General features: G+C 47.2%; 13 protein-coding genes and 2 tRNA genes. 11 read left to right on the top strand and 4 right to left on the bottom strand.

Annotated features, from left to right (window positions below):
* Window positions 1-10: 10 nt before the first annotated feature.
* Complete coding sequence (locus tag CVT49_06450; protein PKK83885.1) at window positions 11-1366, bottom strand: hypothetical protein; 1356 nt, start codon at window positions 1364-1366, stop codon at window positions 11-13.
* A 254-nt stretch (window positions 1367-1620) separates the two neighbouring features.
* Here CVT49_06450 and CVT49_06445 point away from each other — a divergent pair, with 254 nt between their 5' ends.
* The 8 genes from CVT49_06445 (at window position 1621) to CVT49_06410 (ending at window position 10150) form a co-directional block, all read left to right on the top strand.
* On the top strand, window positions 1621-2760 hold the full coding sequence (locus CVT49_06445; GenBank protein PKK83884.1) for a hypothetical protein: 1140 nt from the start codon (window positions 1621-1623) through the stop codon (window positions 2758-2760).
* The gene (locus tag CVT49_06440) at window positions 2757-4118 is read left to right on the top strand and encodes a DNA-binding response regulator (GenBank protein ID PKK83883.1); all 1362 of its coding nucleotides are present in this window, start codon (window positions 2757-2759) and stop codon (window positions 4116-4118) included. The genes CVT49_06445 and CVT49_06440 overlap by 4 nt, the downstream gene beginning before the upstream one ends.
* Window positions 4119-4325: 207 nt before the next feature.
* Window positions 4326-5765 (top strand): histidine--tRNA ligase, encoded by a 1440-nt coding sequence (gene hisS / locus CVT49_06435; protein ID PKK83882.1) that lies wholly within the window; start codon window positions 4326-4328, stop codon window positions 5763-5765.
* Window positions 5766-5770: 5 nt separating this feature from the next.
* On the top strand, window positions 5771-7240 hold the full coding sequence (locus CVT49_06430) for a hypothetical protein (GenBank protein ID PKK83881.1): 1470 nt from the start codon (window positions 5771-5773) through the stop codon (window positions 7238-7240).
* A gap of 161 nt (window positions 7241-7401) precedes the next feature.
* Window positions 7402-8592 (top strand): aspartate aminotransferase, encoded by a 1191-nt coding sequence (locus tag CVT49_06425; GenBank protein ID PKK83898.1) that lies wholly within the window; start codon window positions 7402-7404, stop codon window positions 8590-8592.
* Between the two features lie 23 nt (window positions 8593-8615).
* The gene (locus CVT49_06420) at window positions 8616-9641 is read left to right on the top strand and encodes a hypothetical protein (protein ID PKK83880.1); all 1026 of its coding nucleotides are present in this window, start codon (window positions 8616-8618) and stop codon (window positions 9639-9641) included.
* Between the two features lie 4 nt (window positions 9642-9645).
* The gene (locus tag CVT49_06415; protein PKK83879.1) at window positions 9646-10017 is read left to right on the top strand and encodes a hypothetical protein; all 372 of its coding nucleotides are present in this window, start codon (window positions 9646-9648) and stop codon (window positions 10015-10017) included.
* Between the two features lie 60 nt (window positions 10018-10077).
* Window positions 10078-10150, top strand: a tRNA-Phe gene (locus tag CVT49_06410).
* Window positions 10151-10191: 41 nt separating this feature from the next.
* Here the strand turns inward: CVT49_06410 and CVT49_06405 are convergent.
* Window positions 10192-10959 carry a hypothetical protein gene (locus CVT49_06405; protein ID PKK83878.1) on the bottom strand — a complete coding sequence of 256 codons (768 nt, stop codon included), beginning with the start codon at window positions 10957-10959 and terminating at the stop codon, window positions 10192-10194.
* 201 nt (window positions 10960-11160) lie between these two features.
* Here CVT49_06405 and CVT49_06400 point away from each other — a divergent pair.
* A tRNA-Thr gene (locus CVT49_06400) sits at window positions 11161-11233 on the top strand.
* 41 nt (window positions 11234-11274) lie between these two features.
* Here CVT49_06400 and CVT49_06395 read toward each other — a convergent pair.
* Window positions 11275-12165: a hypothetical protein gene (locus CVT49_06395; GenBank protein PKK83877.1), complete on the bottom strand. Its 891-nt coding sequence runs from the start codon at window positions 12163-12165 to the stop codon at window positions 11275-11277.
* Window positions 12156-13934 (bottom strand): hypothetical protein, encoded by a 1779-nt coding sequence (locus tag CVT49_06390; GenBank protein PKK83876.1) that lies wholly within the window; start codon window positions 13932-13934, stop codon window positions 12156-12158. Before CVT49_06390 ends, CVT49_06395 begins: the two co-directional genes overlap by 10 nt.
* Before the next feature lie 210 nt (window positions 13935-14144).
* On the opposite strand from CVT49_06390, the gene CVT49_06385 reads away from it, so the two are divergent.
* Together CVT49_06385 and CVT49_06380 are read left to right on the top strand one after the other, a co-directional pair.
* Entirely contained in the window at window positions 14145-15062 is a 918-nt protein-coding gene (locus tag CVT49_06385) for a hypothetical protein (protein PKK83875.1), read from the top strand.
* 23 nt (window positions 15063-15085) lie between these two features.
* On the top strand, window positions 15086-17527 hold the full coding sequence (locus CVT49_06380; GenBank protein PKK83874.1) for a hypothetical protein: 2442 nt from the start codon (window positions 15086-15088) through the stop codon (window positions 17525-17527).
* Window positions 17528-17589 lie beyond the last annotated feature (62 nt).

The raw sequence follows: 17589 nt of genomic DNA, 5'->3' as shown, positions 1-17589 counted from the left end.
CCCCTTATAGTTAAAGTCTAAAATTGTCTATGTCCTGTCCCATCAGCATCTCTAATTCCGCTCTGGTCGTGGAATAATCGACCCGGGCCTGTTCCAGGTCCAGGATGAAATCCAGAAGCTGCCGCTGGGCATCGATCACGCTGATAAATTCGAGGCTCCCGGCCTGGTATGATTTATAGGCCGTGTTCAATGATTGTTCCGCCAGCGCAATCAGGCCGCTTTGATAAAGCTCTATTTGACGGCGCGCATCTCTCAGATCAAAAAGCTTTTGATCGATTGTCGCCCCGAGTTTACTCTTGAAATCGAGTTGGCCGTACTCAGCCTCCATCAATCGAGCTTTGGCCTCATTGTTCCGGGCCTTATTTCGACCCAGCCAGATGGGAATGCTTATACCGATATTAACCATCCATGAATGCTGCGGCTCCTGCGTCATATCCTGATTCATCGATGCCCCGGCACTTTTATAATCCAGACCGACATTAAACATGGGCAGGTTCATTTTCGCCGCCTGCCTTACCATGTTTCTCTCCATGGCCGTCATATAGGACATTGACTGCAAGTCAGGATTAACCTGCAGAATCACAGTCTTCACGCGGCCTTCATCGATATCAAGAATCTCATCCGAGATTGTATCCGGGGCTGCAATATTGATCGAATCCGGCAAATAGACCAATGACCGCAGATATTCTTTGTAAGGATTGATCTTATCTTCAAGAGACGACAGGCGGGTTTTCATTTTGCCCAATTCGACCTGGGCCATCAAAAGATCCGATTGTGGTTTATCGGCCGATGTATACCCGGCGCGGGCAACCGCTTCCCAGCTCTCAATTAAATAAATGTTATCGCGGACGATTGATATCTCGCGGTTCAGCAGGTAATATTCGTAGAAACCCTTTTTTACCATATAATGGAGCGCATATCTTTCCGACTGGAATTTCTGAAATTCCGCGCGCGCTCGTTCAAAAGCCGCATCCTTCCCGCTGCCGATCGTCCCCGGCCAGGGGAAACCCTGACTGACCCCAATCATATATTCCGGCATGCGGCCGTCTGAATTGAAATTTTTGGGATTGAAGCTGTGCATCAGCATGGGATCGGGCAGCGATATTTGCGCGATCTGTTCGATATTTCCCTTCCATTTATAAAAGGCCGCCCTGATGGCGGGGCTGTTGGCGTCGGCGAAGGCAAGGTAATCGGCCAGCGTTGAAAGATCAGATGCCGATTTTCCCGAATCAAAACTTTGCTCAATTTGCCCCGCTTCGGCCAGGGCCTTATCAATCTCCGAAGCGAATGCTTCGGGGACTAATCCACTGAAGATTGAGAGCATCAGGCCGCAAATGATGGATATATTTTTAAATGTCTTTATCATCTTCTTTTATTTTCTCCTGTCATATATATTTCAATTACCGTGCCGAAATCGTACCGATGGCGTAACGTGATGAAAAACAACAATATAACCATAGTCGAAGATTTGATTGAAGATAATCGTACGAGAATATTATTGAGTAATGAAGAATATTATTCAATTTTGAAGAACTTTTTGACGACTGTATTGTTAAGTAAAGCAGTCAAAAAGAGCGATTTAATCTTTTAGGCCGATCCAATTCAATGTGGCGATGAGACTTGGTCAGGATAAAAGATGCCGAGGCGATCCGAAGCAATAAGTTGGCACGATATTTTATTGTATCTTTTATGAAAACCGGAATGAATATGACCTTTGAAAAAAAACATAAAATAATTTTCTTGTCGGGCCTGATTGGACTGACCGTGGCCATTCACTATGGCCTTGTTCTGGAACATATCTTCGGTCATTCCAGTTGGGTTCATGCCATCCATGGCCGGTTTTGCTATATACCGATCGCGGTCGCGGCCGCCTGGTTTGGGCTCAGAGGTGGACTGATTGCGGCCGCCTCGATATCAATTCTGGTTCTTCCCTATATTTTATCCGGCAGTGCGCATTCCGGAAATCTTTCCGGCGAATTTGTCGAGTTATTTTTCTATTTTGCCATAGCGATTCTGGCCGGTGCCTTGATCGACCGCGAAATACGAATTCGCCGCAAGCATGATCAGGCCCAACTCCAGTTAGAGAGGACACACAAGCTTTCTATGGTCGGCCAACTGGCCGCCGGTGTCGCCCATGAAATAAAAAATCCGCTGGCTTCGATCAAAGGGGCGGTTGAAATTCTGGTCGATGAATCCACGCCTCCTCAGGACCGGGCCGAATTCAAGGATATCGCCGTCAAGGAAATAAAGCGGATGGACAGGACCATCGGCGAATTTCTCGATTTTGCGCGCCCCAAAGAAATCCGTTTCGACAAGGTGGACATGTCGGCGCTGGTCAATACCGCCGCCAGACAACTGGAAGCGCAATTCGGGGACAAGGGTGTTAGCATTAAAGTAAGTCCCGGCGGGGCCGTCTTTATCAGCGGTGATTATGAGAAGATGCATCAACTTTTGTTGAATTTGTTTTTAAATGCCGCTGAAGCTTCCGAAAGCGGGTCAATTATTGAGGCTTCAGTATCTCAAGGCAGCGATGAAAAAGTGGTGCTTAGCGTTCGCGATTTCGGCCGCGGTATCGAGCCGGCGCAGCTCGAAAAAATATTCGAGCCGTTCTACACCACCAAAGCCACCGGTACCGGCCTTGGCCTGGCAGTCGTTAAGTCTATAATCGAAAAACATGGTGGCAATATTAAAGTTGCCAGCCGACCCGGCGAAGGCACCACAATATCCATAATATTACCGAAATATAAGAGACAACAATGAGCGCGAAAATCTTATTGGCCGATGATGATGCTGCTCTACGGCGTGTGATTCAATTTAAGCTAAAGCAAAAGGGCTATGATGTCACGGCGGTTGAAAACGGAGAGCAGGCCCTGAATAGAATTCCAGGCGGGCATTTTGATCTGCTCCTGACCGATATGAAAATGCCCGGCATGAGCGGTATTGACTTGCTTGCGGCCGCCAAAATTGTCTCGCCGGAACTGCAGGTCATACTGATCACCGCTTTTGCCGAAATTTCTCAGGCGGTTGAAGCTGTCAAACTTGGTGCTTTTGATTATATAACCAAACCATTTGATGATGACCAGCTTCTTGTTGCCGTCGAGAAGGCATTAAAATTCAAAAACCTTGAAAATGAAAACAAGCTTCTGCGGGAGCAGCTTAAAGGCCATGATTTTATTAAAAATATTGTCGGCGTTTCAAAGCCCTTCAAGGAGCTCCTGGGCCTTGTGGATAAAATCGCTCCGACCGATGCCACCGTTCTTATTTCCGGTGAGTCCGGGACCGGTAAAGAGATCATTGCCAGGGCAATTCATTATAAGAGCCATCGGCATGACAAGGAGTTTATTGCAGTCAATTGCGCCGCCATCCCTCGTGACCTGATCGAGTCGGAACTGTTCGGGCACACCAAAGGCGCCTTTACCGGCGCTGTCAAAGATAAAAAAGGCAAATTCGAGCTGGCTGACAGTGGAACCATTCTTCTTGACGAGATCAGTGAACTGAATATCGAGCTGCAGGCCAAATTGCTTCGGGTCATTCAGGAGCGTACCCTGGAGCCGGTCGGCTCCGAAAAAAAACTTGAAATTGATGTCCGCATTATTGCCGCCAGCAACACCGACCTGCGGGACGCTGTCGGAAAGGGGCGGTTCCGGGAAGATTTATTTTACCGTCTTAATGTCATTCCGGTTCATGTCCCGGCTCTTCGCGAACGACCCGAGGATATCCCCATCCTTACCACTGAGTTTCTGAAACGCTTTGCCCCCGGAGCCGAAATCGATTTATCCGATGATTTGATGAAGGCATTATTCTCATATAATTGGCCGGGTAATATCCGTGAATTGGAAAACCTGATGGAGCGAATGGCCATTTTGCGGAAATCCGACAGACTGACTGCTGCTGATTTGCCTCAAGACTTCGGATTCTCCGGAAAACTGCCCATTGGCGCAAATGTCTCAAACTCGGATTTGACCTACCGTGAGGCTGAAAAGAAATTGATTCTGGATGCTCTTGAGAAATATGCCTGGAACAAATCCCGGGCCGCCAAGCATCTCGAGATTCCCCGTCATGTCCTGATCTATCGCATGAAGAAGTACGCCTTGTTTCATCAGCAGCCGCAAGATTGACATGAAGTATTACTTCATATTAGCGTATTATTACATTATAGCTCATTCGTATAATTCTTATTTAGTTCATTTCTGTTAATCCATTTCAATCCGCTTGTGGTATAGATTTTCATAAGGTGTGCGGTACGCCGGATTAAAACGAGGTCAACCAAGTAATTGAAAAAAATATCTTTCATTAATGCCAAAAAATCATAAATTGGAAAGATTATGGCTAATAAAGAGAAAGTAAATAAAGTGACTCCCAGAGTCCTTAAGGGATTTCGAGATTATCCTCCCGAGGAAGAAATCGCCCGCCAGATCCTGCTTGAAAAAACCAGAGAAATCTACGAGCTTCACGGGTTCCTGCCATTACAGACCGCCTCGCTGGAATTTGCCGAAACCTTGCTGGGGCCTCATTATACGGATGACAATTTAAAAGAATTGTTCGGGTTTACCGGCCCGGAAGAAGTCAATATGGCGCTTCGCTACGAATTCACCGTATCGCTGGCGCGATATGTCGCCGGTAATCCGCAACTGCCCCTCCCCTTCCGGCGCTATCAATTCGGCAATGTCTGGCGTGTCGATAAACCGGGCCCCGGGCGTTTTCGGGAATTTATGCAGTGTGACTTTGATATCGTCGGGACGGCCTCAATGCTGGCCGATGCCGAAATCATTGCCGTCATGGTCGAGGTGCTCGACCACCTTGGTATCAAGAATTTTATGGTCAGGTTTTCAAACCGAAAACTGATTAACGGGCTGACCCACTTTGCCGGAATTCCCGAAGCCAAAGCGACCGACGTGTTCCGTGTGGTCGATAAGCTGGAAAAGCAGGGCAAGGATGCGGTTATTCTTGAGCTTGGCCCCGGGCGAACCGACAAATCGGGTGATAAAATCCCCGGACTTAACCTGACTGATAAACAAATCAGTCAGATTTCCGATTTTCTTGATCTGGCCCTCGGCAACACGAATGATATTCTGGCCGAGGTCGAAAACCTTCTCGGCGATATCGAAATATCGCGCGAAGGCATCGACGAACTTCGGGAGATTAAGACCTACTTGTCAGATATGAATGTTCCTTCCGATAAAGCCAAAGTCGATATAACCATCGTCCGCGGGCTTGGTTATTATACCGGACCGGTTTATGAAACTACTTTGATTGATCTGCCTGATTATGGTTCCGTCTTTTCGGGTGGACGTTATGACAATCTGGTAAATCGATTCTCGGGCCAGAAGGTCCCTGCCACCGGCTCTTCCTTCGGTGTTGATCGCATGCTGGCGGCCCTGACCGCGCTGAATGCGATTAAGACCCGCAAATCGACCTCCGATGTCATCGTCACCACCATGGATAAGACCCGTATCAAGGATTACCTGGCCATTGTCAGAGAAATCCGCGAAGCCGGCATTAAGGCTGAATTATACAGTGGAGAAACCCGGAATATAAACAAGCAATTGAAATATGCGGATAAGATCGAAATACCAATCGCTGTAATCGGCGGTTCCGATGAATTCAATTCCGGAACGATCACGGTGAAAGATTTGCGGGCCGGCCGGGAGGTCTCCAATCAGGTATCCGATCGTGAAGAATGGCTCAAGGCCGACCAAATTCAGGCTACTATCAAAAGAAGTGAACTCCTGCCATACTTGAAAAAGCTTCTTGCCGGAGAATAATTAATATGCGAATTAAATATCTGTGTTTTGCACTAATAATCTCGACAATCACTCTTTCCGCAATGGCAGTCGAGAAAAGCGCTTCTTTGGAACAATATCGATCCAAAGGCTCGAAGCGGACCTACCAGTTTTTTATCAAGGACCAGAAAATCGGTACGCTGGAATCGCGGTTCAACGGCAAGACAACCTTTGATGATATCGGGGCCTTCGGATTTTCCGAAAAACTGGATATCGACTTTACTCCCATGGGGCAGGATTATCGCCTTCATGTCGAAAACATGCATTTCGTCGATAAGGGTGGATACTATATCGGCGATGATATGAAGCTTGTTTTCGGCGATCAAATTCAGACGCTGTATCTGAAAAGAACCGACGACAGCCTGTCGGGATACTTTATCGCCAACGATCGAAGACAGGATGTCTCCCGCCCGATGCCGGAGCCGCTTTTCTCCGGCGATAACTATATGATTGACCAGCTGGAGTGTTTTCTTGCCTTTCAGGATATTGCAGTCGGCGATACCATCGGCGGAACCATCTTTGTTCCCCAGGTGCTGGCGACCTCGGCGATCGAGCTTGTGGTCGAGGACTATCAAATGGTCAGGTATGGCAATCTTTTTGATTCGGCCTATGTCTGTCATTTCTTTCAGCCATCCGAACAGACCGCCTATTTCACGAAAGATAAGCGCCTTATTAGAATTGAGCAGCCGTCTCAGAATCTGAGCATAATATTGCTGGAAAATCCTCTTGATAGAGGGACCACGCCGGCGAAGCCCTTCGCCTTTATCGATTTCATAAAACGGCTGCCGATTTATCTGGTCTTCATTATCTTTGGTATAATCTTCGCTTCATCGTTTATCTGGAAATACCATAAGAAATATGAAATTTATGTTATCTTTGTTTTGGGCGGAATCATATATCTTCTTCTGCATCTGACGCAGTTTCCTCTTCAAAAATGGTATGGCATGCAATATATGCTTCCCGGCATGCAGGCGGGCCGTTCCCTGTTTTTATACGCCGCCGTCATCGCACTCATCCCGGCTTTGATTCAAACGACTCTGAAACTGATTCCTATTGTCATTCTCTATATCCTGCGAAAACCGGCGCAATCTTTTTCGGTCGCTTTGGGTGTCTTTTGCGGTCTTGGTTTTGGATTATATGAGGCGTGCGCCATGACCGGAGCTTCATATCAAACCGGTAGACTGGCCGTGCTGTCCTGGCCGGTTTTTCATCAACTCTTCGCCCTTATCTTTCACATGACTTCCGGGGCCGCCTTGGGTTACGGGATAAATCGTGGCATCGGTCATCTACTCGGGATTTGGGGAGTTCTGGTTCTCATTCATACTATCACCAACTATATGTTTGTTTTTTTGCAAAAAGGGATATTCGATGTCGGCGTTTTTGAGTTGCTGGTAGCATTTATCGACTTGCTGTTGCTTCTGGCGGTATTTGTGATGATCAAATGGGCAAGGCGATAGACAATGTATAATTTCGGTTTGACAACCCACGACCCTTATGTTATTTTCTTCACAAGCTATAATGGCCGGTGTAAACCGCAAAGCAATAAAACATTGATCCGGCTTGGAACATAAATTTGAGTCATTATAAAACGGGATATGATGAGGTAAAAGTGGCTGATATAAAGTTATCACAGCGCGGTTTGGCCCTTCCGGCATCGCCTATAAGAAAACTGATTCCCTTTGCCGAGCAGGCCAAAAAGCGGGGCACGCATGTCTATCATTTGAATATAGGGCAGCCTGATATCGAAACTCCACCCCTGTTCTGGGAAGCCGTAAAAAATTATTCCAATAAAGTTTTGGCCTACGGAAACTCTCAGGGAATGGCCGGATACCTCGCAAAACTGGCCGCCTATTACAAGAGATGCGGCCTGGATATAAAGGAAGACGAGATTATTGTCACGACAGGCGGATCGGAAGCTATAATCTTCGCCATGACGGCCATCTGCGATCCCGGTGAAGAGATTATTGTTTTCGAACCTTTTTATACCAATTACAGCGGGTTTGCCATCCAGGCCGGCATTAAAGTGGTCCCGATCACAACCTATGCCGAAAATGGTTTCCATCTCCCCCCTGAGGATGTCATCGAGAAAGCCATATCGCCCAGGACAAAAGGCATCATGTACTGCAATCCGAATAATCCGACCGGAACCATCTATACTTCCGACGAGATACACCGGTTGAAGAACCTGGTTCTCAAGCATAACCTGTTTCTTCTGGCCGACGAAGTGTACCGCGAATTTATATATGAAGGTAAGTACATCAGTGTCATGTCTCTTGACGGCCTCAATGACCGCGCCATCATGCTCGATTCCATCAGTAAGCGGTTTTCGGCGTGCGGCGCCAGGGTCGGGAATCTGGTAACGAAAAATCGCGATATTTACCGGGCCGCCCTGCATATGGGACAGGCGAGGCTATGCTCGCCGACGCTGGAACAGGTCGGGGCCGCGGCCGCATATGATCTCGGAGATGAATACTTCGGCAAAATGATCGGTGAATACCGCCGGCGCCGTGATGTCGTTTATGAAGGCTTGATGAAAATTGAAGGCACTGTCTGTATCAATCCCGGAGGAGCCTTTTATGTAATGGCAAAATTACCGGTCAATGACGCCGAAAAATTTGCCGCCTTTCTTTTAAACGATTTTGAGTATAACGGCAAGACGGTCATGGTGGCCCCCGGTCCGGGCTTTTATGCAACGCCCGGCATGGGTCAAAGCGAATGCCGTATTGCCTATGTTTTGAAAACCTCCGATTTGGAGGACGCTATGGATATCCTTAAACGGGGCGTGGAGGCTTTCAACATCAGCAGATAATTGTAAACCGCACTAACCACTTAATGAATCGGGACCCGGTCCCGACAACAACCAATGATACGAAAAATATGAGCGATCATCAAAGTTACGCCGGAATTGATATCGGGGCGACCAACATAAAATATGGGCTGGTCGATGGCAGCGGCACGGTTGTTTTCCGCGAACAGAAACCCGCCCAGGTTGAAAAAGGCTCCAAGCCATTGCTTCATCTAATCACTAATATTGCCGAAAATCTCCTGTTGCGGGCGGCTGAAGAAGATATGCAGATCGGCTGGCTGGGTGTCGGTTCGCCCGGAGTGGTCGATAATCTGACCGGTGTCATAAAAGACCGCTGCCCCAATATTCCTGACTGGGAAGGAATGGAGTTGGGCGCTTATCTCAAAGAGCACCTCAATCTCGATGTCTATGTTGATAATGATGCCAATGCCATGGCTCTCGGAGAACTCCGTTTCGGGGCCGGACGGCGATTTAATTCCGCCATTTGCGTCACCGTTGGAACCGGGATCGGCGGCGGGATTATAATAGATAGACAATTATGGCGCGGCAGCACTTTCTCCGGAGGCGAAATCGGACATATTGTCATTGATTATAACGGCCCGCAGTGTCTTTGCGGAAATTGGGGATGTCTGGAAATCTACTGCTCTTCGGCGGCAATGATTGATCGGACCAGAAAAATATTCAAAGGCGGGATGTCGGAAATCTTCAGCGACGTTCTCAACGGAAGTGAGGACAACCTGACCATAAAGAAGATTTTCGTAGCCGCAAAGAAAGGCGATGAAAGCGCGCGGAAAGTCATAGAAGAAACCGCCACCATTCTCGGAGCCGGATTGTCGGGCGTGATTAACCTGCTTAATCCGGAGGCATTAATTCTGGGCGGAGGCATTGTCGAAGGCGGGGCCGGATTTATTGAGAGTGTCGGTGCTGAAATACGTCGCCGGTCCTATATAACTGCCACCGAAAATCTGCGTATTCTTAAGGCTGAGCTGGGCAATGATGCCGGTTTTATCGGCGCCGGACTTTTGGGAGAATATAGATCCAAGAGAGGATAAAAAAATGGCCGCAAAAAAAGAAATAATATCCACGCCGATTAAGATTATCGGCTGGTTTGGGATTGCCCTGGCCTGCACCTTTCTGATTACTGGTGTCGTTAGTGGCGTCCTATCAATATTAGATCGGACATTTATGGAAATGAATCAGAATATTATCTTTGTTCTATATGGAACAATGATCATTGTGGCAAGTGTTGGATTCAGGAATTTGCAGAAGTGGGGCTATTATGCCCTTTGGACCGTTTTGATAATTTTCATTGCTTTTGCTATTTTTAAGCACACAGATTTGTTCGGAATTATTCTGGGTATTCTTTTTGTCATTATATTAACTTGGATGTCATTGCCGCCGGTAAGGAAACATTATTTTAAATCCTAAAAATAAGTTGACATCAGTCGAAAAATAGATTAATTAGCAAAAGCTTGAAATACAGAATTTGGCGCCCTAGCTCAGTTGGTAGAGCAACGGACTGAAAATCCGTGTGTCCCCAGTTCAATTCTGGGGGGCGCCATTTTTTTATGCCCGAAAATGACGCGTGGCGATACCTGATTATTAATAATCGCAAATAACGCTGTCGATCGATTCGCCAAGAATATCTTCCCAGAGCCATCTATACAAAGCGTTGGCCTGTGGAGAGAAATTCATCTGCGCCACATCCCCCGACCGATGCAGTATGACCGAATTATAATTGCCGGAATTTGTATCCAGTTGATACGCTAATGTTGTCATTAAACCAAAATCAAAACAACGCGTTACCGGCGGCGAGACCGGACCGGTGGCCGCAACCTCGATCATATTGTAATATTTCAGAAGCGTATCCATCGGGACAAAACCGGTAAGAACCTGATTATGGCCGAACTTTGCGTCCAGATCAGCTACGGTCAGGATTCCGGGACTCGCCGTATCCCAGGGGATGTCAAGATGATTATAGCTGTACTTATAGATATGCCCTTGATTATCTATCACCATACCCTCAAGCCGATAACCCCACGCCCAGTTCAGATATTCAGTTTCAAAAATATATTTTTGATAAGCAGGAACGGCAGTTCCCGGACATAAAACCGGCCCCCCCTGATAAAGATACTTTATCAAATAGGACACATCCAGCAGATTAAGGGACCCGCTCAAATCGACATCACAGGTCGAAATATCCTGCGGGGCCTCGCCCCCCTTATAAAGGTAATTTATCAGGAAGACGACATCAAGTATATTAATACTGGCATCGCTATTAATATTACCGCATTCGGAGGAGTTAAGAACAGACACTCCTCCCAGCGATAAGATCAAAATTATACTGATTATTCTGGCTCTTGCTTTCATGTTTTCCCTCCAAAAATAGACCATTAGACTCACTTATAATATCCCCGAAATTCCCATTTTTGTCAAGGATTTTTCCCCAATTCAGCCATACTTAAGAGCATAATATTTCCTTCACATGATAATAATAACCATTTATTAGCCGAAAATTTATATTTACAAATTCAAAATTTCGTATATATTTCCGTCCGCCAAGCTATTAAAGCCACCGTAGCTCAGCTGGTAGAGCAGCTGATTCGTAATCAGCAGGTCAGCGGTTCGATCCCGCTCGGTGGCTCTTTTTATTTTGATCGAGTAAATATTGATTTATAAGCAGGGCTAGCCCTTTTCAGCAGATAAGATGCCGTAGATATTTCGCTCATAGTCGATCTTTTTGCCGCGATACATTCTGAGCGATGGAAGCTTATAATAGAAACCGTTTTCGTGAAGAATATCGACAAATCCTGAATTCAACGCCGGGACACCTATGACAAGATTCCTGGTACCGTATTTTTTGAGAATGGCCTGAAGAAGCGACTCGGCATACATTTGATTTTCCGCCACCAGCGGACCGACAGCAAAGACGCCGCCCGCCCGTTTGCGAACCAGTGCATAAGCTTCAACACTATCTTCGATTATGGCATAAATCGAATTGTGCGTCTCAGTAAAATAAAGTTCCAGCATTCGTGATCGGTCAAGACCGGTAATTTTCTTATCGAAAGCGATTACCTCATCGGCTTTGTCGAGAGGGCAGGGAAACAACTCGCCGTATTCATCCGAGGCATTTCTCGCAAAGCGCAGCGATAAATATTTGTCCCTGAAGCCGAGTCTTCGGTAGAGCGCAACCGCCGCAAAGACGCCGTCAAGTTCGATTGTCTCGATTCCTTTTGCCGTCAAATGGGCAATCGCCTGATTTATCAGAGCTTCACCGATGCCCTCTCCCCGGTTTTCATTCCTGACAATCAAAGATCCTATAAAGGCATATTTATCATAAGATGTCGAGGTAATCATCCCGACCGGCTGGTTGTCCAGCCACGCCACAAAGCATCCGCCCGGTTCAAAGAGAATCAGCTTATGGAAGTCTTCCGGCAGATAACCCCACTGCTCGATATCCGTCATATTGACGGCGAACCGGATATCAGCCTCGGTCATTTCCGCAATTTTAAGCATGGATGTATCGCTCAAAAAGAAAAACAATCCCGCGCCGTGCGGAAAATAATCTATAAACACTCCAGAGGTGAGCCGCTTTTATATAAATATGCAATCATCCGCGTAACATCGAGCAGATTAACCGCCCCTGATCCATCGACGTCGGCCGCCATCGTATTCTGCGGCTCCGATCCGCCCTTGTACAGGAAACTGACGAGATAAGTCACATCGAGAATATTAACCAGATGATCGCCGTTGACGTCGCCGCAGATATAACCAATCTTGATGCTGTAATGCTTCAAGTCAGTCTGAATCGGGATACCGGAATCATGCACCTGAATATCGCACGCAAATGTCCCCGCTTGATCGCAGGAGCCCTCAATGATTCCAGTCAGGCTGTCAAGAGAAACGCCCCCCGGCAGAGCGCCGCTTGCCATCGTAAAAACATATGGCGGGGTTCCGCCGTTGGCTTCAACCGTGTCGCAGTAGGCCATATTCAACTCACCTTCGCCGAGCGACTCGGTAATAATGGCAACCGCAGCGGGCTCGAGGTGTTTCAAGGTCGGGTCGCCGCAGAGTGTCATGCCGTAAAACCAGCAGATATCATCCTGCGGAAATCCCCAGCCGGCGATTGTTCCGAACCAGTCATAAAAGGCCTCCCCGACAGTCCGCCCCTGACTGAAGGGCCCGTAAAAATATTCGAAATAAAGCATCGAACCGGTCTTGGAACTGCCAATCGAGGCCAGCCCGTGGCTGTTGCAGAATATATACCACCCTGTCATATAATCGTATTCGACATAACGGCCGTTGGAACAGGCGAACATATTATAAAAATGCGCGACCGGATCGATTGTAATTACCTCATGGACATAAGTGTCGCCGCCGGTCCACTGATCGCCTATTTTGAAGGAGTGGCCGTTCGGCCAGGAGTGAGCACAGAGCAAAATGGATTCATAATTTTCGGTCAGGCGGTGCTCATAATCGGTCGCAATCGTTGCCGCCCCGTCGGAAATAATCACCATGCTGTCATAAACCATACCGACGGCACCGCCCCATTCCAGGTCCCAATAGGCCCAGTCGTCATCTATGTAAGCCAGCCCTCGATTACTCAGAAAGTGCTGCCCTGTGCGATAGCTGTGATTTTTGGCAAAATAATTGTTAATGAGGCCTGCCTCAGTGGCGCCATAGAGAGTCATCGGTGACGCGGTCAATCGTCCCATCCAGACCTCCGGCCCCAGGTCGCCGGTATGCGAATCGAAAAGCCCGTTTGCATCGGTGTCCTGCCAGATACCGTCCAGATCCATATAATATAAATCAATCGGAAATGAATCATAGCTTTCCCAGCAATTTGTTTCGTACCATGGCACCGGAAAATCTCCTATTAAATTATAACCGACCATGCCGTCGTTGTACTCATCAATGAGAAATTGTCTGAAATTTTGAACTGTGCCGCCTGATGTCTGATAGAGCTTAACTTCATAGCCGTCAATATTGAGATCACTAATATATGTATCAAGTGAACCCTGGATTAAAGGATAGAGACTATTATTGACGAAAATGCAAAAGGTTCCGGCATCACCTTTAACTGCCGATGAACTTCTCTTGACTAAATCGACCAGGAATGGGCCGGGATCACCTGTTATGGCCCGCCATTCGGCAAAACCGGTTGGATGGCCGCCGATATGCGCCGGCCAGCTTGTAATCGGAATCGAGCGTTGGTACTCAAGCCGTGCTTGAGAATCATTAATATCAAAACTGTCCGATGAATAAGCAGGAATGCCAATAAGAAATGAAAAGAATACGATCGCTGAAAAAACAGCCGCAGTTGTTATTTTTTTATTTGTCAACATTATCCAAAGCCTCTCTTTAGCAGTCGAAATATTTTCAAATAAGCCGGTTTTTTTGCTTGCGGCAGAAGTCTCCCGAATGCATATTATTAGTACAAATTAATAAAAATCAACGATTTGTCAAGAATTACAGGATGGAGGATCAATAGTAATTTCATAATTATCAACGGCTAAGTTCTTAATACACAAATTTAATTTCTGGGAGATACCGCCATGAAAAAATCCGTCTTCGTCAGAAAGACAACTTTGCTGGCCTTTTTGCTGCTAATTTTGGCTTGTTCCATCATATCGGCCGGAGAAAAGGGCAATTACAAGGGAGAATTGAGATTACCCGAAGAAGGAGTCACTCAGATTATTATTTCCAGGGGCGGTTCGCAGATGATGGGCCGCATTTTGGAAATAAAAGATGATGAGGTTGTATTCCAATCGGAACTTGGAACCACGGATATCAAAATCAGCGATATCAAAGAAATCCGTGAAATTGCCTCAAGTTCCCTGAAGGAAGGCACCTATTGGTTTCCCAACCCCAATCAGACTAGGATGTTTCTATCACCCACCGGACGCATGTTGAGAAAAGGCGAAGGATATTTTAATGACATCTATATATTCTTTCCCAGTGTTGCTTATGGAATAACTGATAATATTACTATGGGTGCAGGAATAACAATTATCCCCGGAATCGATATTGACAAGCAAATAATGTATTTTACACCGAAAATAGGAGTCGCTGCCGTTGAGAACTTCAGCCTGGCCGTGAGCGGATTAATTTTCAGAATTCCCAAAGCATATGATTGGGATAATGATGATGCCATGGCCGTCGGCATTATATTCGGTACGGGGACATATGGCACGCCCGATAAGAGCATTTCTTTTGGTCTCGGTTATGGTTTTGTCGATGACGAGTTGGCTGACAAACCGGCGGTAATGGTCGGCGGCGAATATCGTTTCGCTCGAAGGGCCGCTTTTGTCAGCGAGAACTGGGTCTTCCCTGGCACCGATAATCCGTTAATTTCATATGGCGTCAGATTGTTTGGCGAACAAATGTCCATCGATCTTGGATTCTTCAATACTTTCGGCGAAGATATGCCTGCAATCGGTTTTCCTATTATTGATTTTGTCTATAATTTTTAGAATATTTACGCCCTCATTGTCGATTGTTTCTGCCGATGAGGGCGTTTTTCTCTTTAAATCAAAAAACCGGGCTGTTTCTCAAGATCACTTTTCCCCTTTACAACCTTTTGCGGCCAATATACATTTACCCATTGCCGTATAATTTTCTTAAGTTCGGAAAGTCGCTATGGAGGATAAAGTTGGCATATTATGAGGTCAGGGATTGGGTCGGACAATTGCCTCCGCCCAAAAGCAAAAAAAATATTGATTTCGAGGAGTATGGCGGGTTAACCCGGAATATTCTGCAGAAGATGTATCGCTCGATGGTTCTGGCGAGACGAATAGAGCTTGAGGAAAAGCTGCTTCTGAGGAAAGGCGTCTGCAAATTTGTCATCGGATGCGGCGGTAAAGAGCTTATAGATGTAGTGGCAGCCGAAATTCTCCGACCGACAGATCCGCATGTCGGCTATTACCGGAACAAGGCCTTTGATATGCATCGGGGCGTTGCTATAAGTGAAAAAATAATGGAAGCGGTCGGTGATGTCCGCAACCAGGTCACCGGCGGCATGTTGCAGCCGTCGCATTCCAATTACCCCGAATTGTCAATCCTCCCGCAGGCTTCACCCACCGGTTCCCATGCTCTCGAGGCCGCCGGCCTCGGAGACGCCATCAAAAATAAGTTGCCGATCAGCGACGATTCGGAATTCCCCGGCGGTCGATTTAAGTCCGACTCGGTCGTCTATTGCGCCATCGGTGAAGGTTCGACCTCTTCCCCCGAATTCGGACGAGCCGTTTTTTATTCCGCCTTCGGGTCAACACCCAACATTTTTGCCATTTATAACTGTGGCTGGGCCATTGCCACCAGTGTCAACGAGCAGTTTCCGGAGGGCAATCCGACCACTTGTTTCGAAGGATTCAAGCGCTTCGGGCTGTTAATTAAGAGCTTTAACGGGACCGATATCAAAGAGTCAATCAAAGAAGTTAAAGCCGCGGCTGAATATGTCCGTTCCGGTAAGGGACCCGCGTTGCTTAATATAACCGTTGTCAGGCTGGAATCTCATTCCGCTTCCGACGATCAGTCACATTACATGGAATTGCAGCAGCAGGACTATCATATTACCAATGATCCATTACGCAAAACGGCGGAAACTTTCGTGGAAGATGGTCTCTTTACCCCCGAGGAACTGGTCGGCATCTTCGATGAAGTTGATGAAGAGGTACGACGCGTCTCCAATGAGGTAACCGCCGATATAAAATATAAAACGCCCCGTGATGTTCTCGGCAAAGTTTACAGCTACGATCGGAATAAGGCCGAAGATCGATGGAAAAAACTGGTCGAAAATAAGCGTCGGCATAGAATTGACAAATATCTTGAGTTTTATGAACGCGGCATTTTTGACACTATGACCTTGCCGGAAGATCAGCCTCCGATGACGCTCCGTAAAGCGATAAATTATACCCTGTTCGATCTGTTTATAATGTCTGATGACACGATCCTGTTCGGCGAAGATGTTGCCGATTTCCCGGTCGAATCCTTTGCCAAAGGTTCGAAAGTTCTCGACAATCTCAGAGGTAAAGGCGGCGTTTTCCTGACCACACAGAGTCTTCAAAGAGCCTTTGGCCCCAAGCGTGTCTTTAATACCCCGCTCGACGAGGCCGGTATCCTTGGACGCGCCATCGGTCATGCCTACCAGGGGCGCCTTCCTTTTCCGGAAATACAGTTCATTGACTATATGTCACCAGGCTATCAGCAATTGAAGGATCGTATCGCCACCGCCTACCAGAGATCCAATGCCAAAGTCAGGATGCCGATGATTATCAGGACCTCCTATGGCGGCTACAAACAGGGCGCCGGGGCCATGTGGCACTCCGAAGCCAACCTTGGGGCATTCATAAATATTCCGGGGCTTCATGTCCTGATCCCCTCTAATTCTGCCGATTCGGTCGGCCTCCTGAGAACCGCCTTTGTCTCCGGTGATCCGGTGTTGCATTGCGAAGCGGTGGCGCTGTATAACCGCCGCGACTGGGAAGGCTACAATATTCTGGCCAAATTCCCTCCAATCGATGAGTTGATCCCATTTGGCAGCGCCAAAGTATATAATAGCGAAAACGAAGATGTGCTGATAATCAGTTACGGTATTCAGGCTCCCATGTCCCTCAAAGCCGCTGAATTGCTTGCCAAGAACGGCATCAAGGCACGGGTTATTGATCTTCGCACGGTCAAGCCGGTTGATTGGGAGACGATTGGTCAAAATGTGAAAGACTGTTCCCGGGTGTTAATTGTCTCCGAGGACCGATTTTATGGCGGTGTCGGACCAACCATCTCAGCCTATATTTCGGAACATTGGTTCGATTATCTTGACGCGCCCATCAGGGTTCTCCATGCCCAGGACTGCCGCGTGGCCTACGGCCTTGACGGCGATGAAATCTGTTTGCCTATGACGAAACATGTCGTCCGGGCCGCAACCGAACTGGTCGAATATTAAAATCCAAAAATATAAAAAAGGACAGCCGAAGTGGCTGTCCTTTAGCATGTTAGCTGATTATA

It is taken from the genome of candidate division Zixibacteria bacterium HGW-Zixibacteria-1 (assembly GCA_002838945.1).
Taxonomy (GTDB): Bacteria; Zixibacteria; MSB-5A5; order GN15; family PGXB01; genus PGXB01.
The sequence above is the reverse complement of the archived record's forward strand: the minus strand, read 5'-3'. Positions and strand labels throughout refer to the sequence as shown.

Coding starts and splice junctions, on each gene's coding strand:
- CVT49_06420 (PKK83880.1), top strand. CDS start 8,616: ATGAATCGGGACCCGGTCCCGACAACAACCAATGATACGAAAAATATG.
- CVT49_06440 (PKK83883.1), top strand. CDS start 2,757: ATGAGCGCGAAAATCTTATTGGCCGATGATGATGCTGCTCTACGGCGT.
- CVT49_06415 (PKK83879.1), top strand. CDS start 9,646: ATGGCCGCAAAAAAAGAAATAATATCCACGCCGATTAAGATTATCGGC.
- CVT49_06430 (PKK83881.1), top strand. CDS start 5,771: ATGCGAATTAAATATCTGTGTTTTGCACTAATAATCTCGACAATCACT.
- CVT49_06390 (PKK83876.1), bottom strand. CDS start 13,934: ATGTTGACAAATAAAAAAATAACAACTGCGGCTGTTTTTTCAGCGATC.
- CVT49_06405 (PKK83878.1), bottom strand. CDS start 10,959: ATGAAAGCAAGAGCCAGAATAATCAGTATAATTTTGATCTTATCGCTG.
- hisS (PKK83882.1), top strand. CDS start 4,326: ATGGCTAATAAAGAGAAAGTAAATAAAGTGACTCCCAGAGTCCTTAAG.
- CVT49_06385 (PKK83875.1), top strand. CDS start 14,145: ATGAAAAAATCCGTCTTCGTCAGAAAGACAACTTTGCTGGCCTTTTTG.
- CVT49_06450 (PKK83885.1), bottom strand. CDS start 1,366: ATGATAAAGACATTTAAAAATATATCCATCATTTGCGGCCTGATGCTC.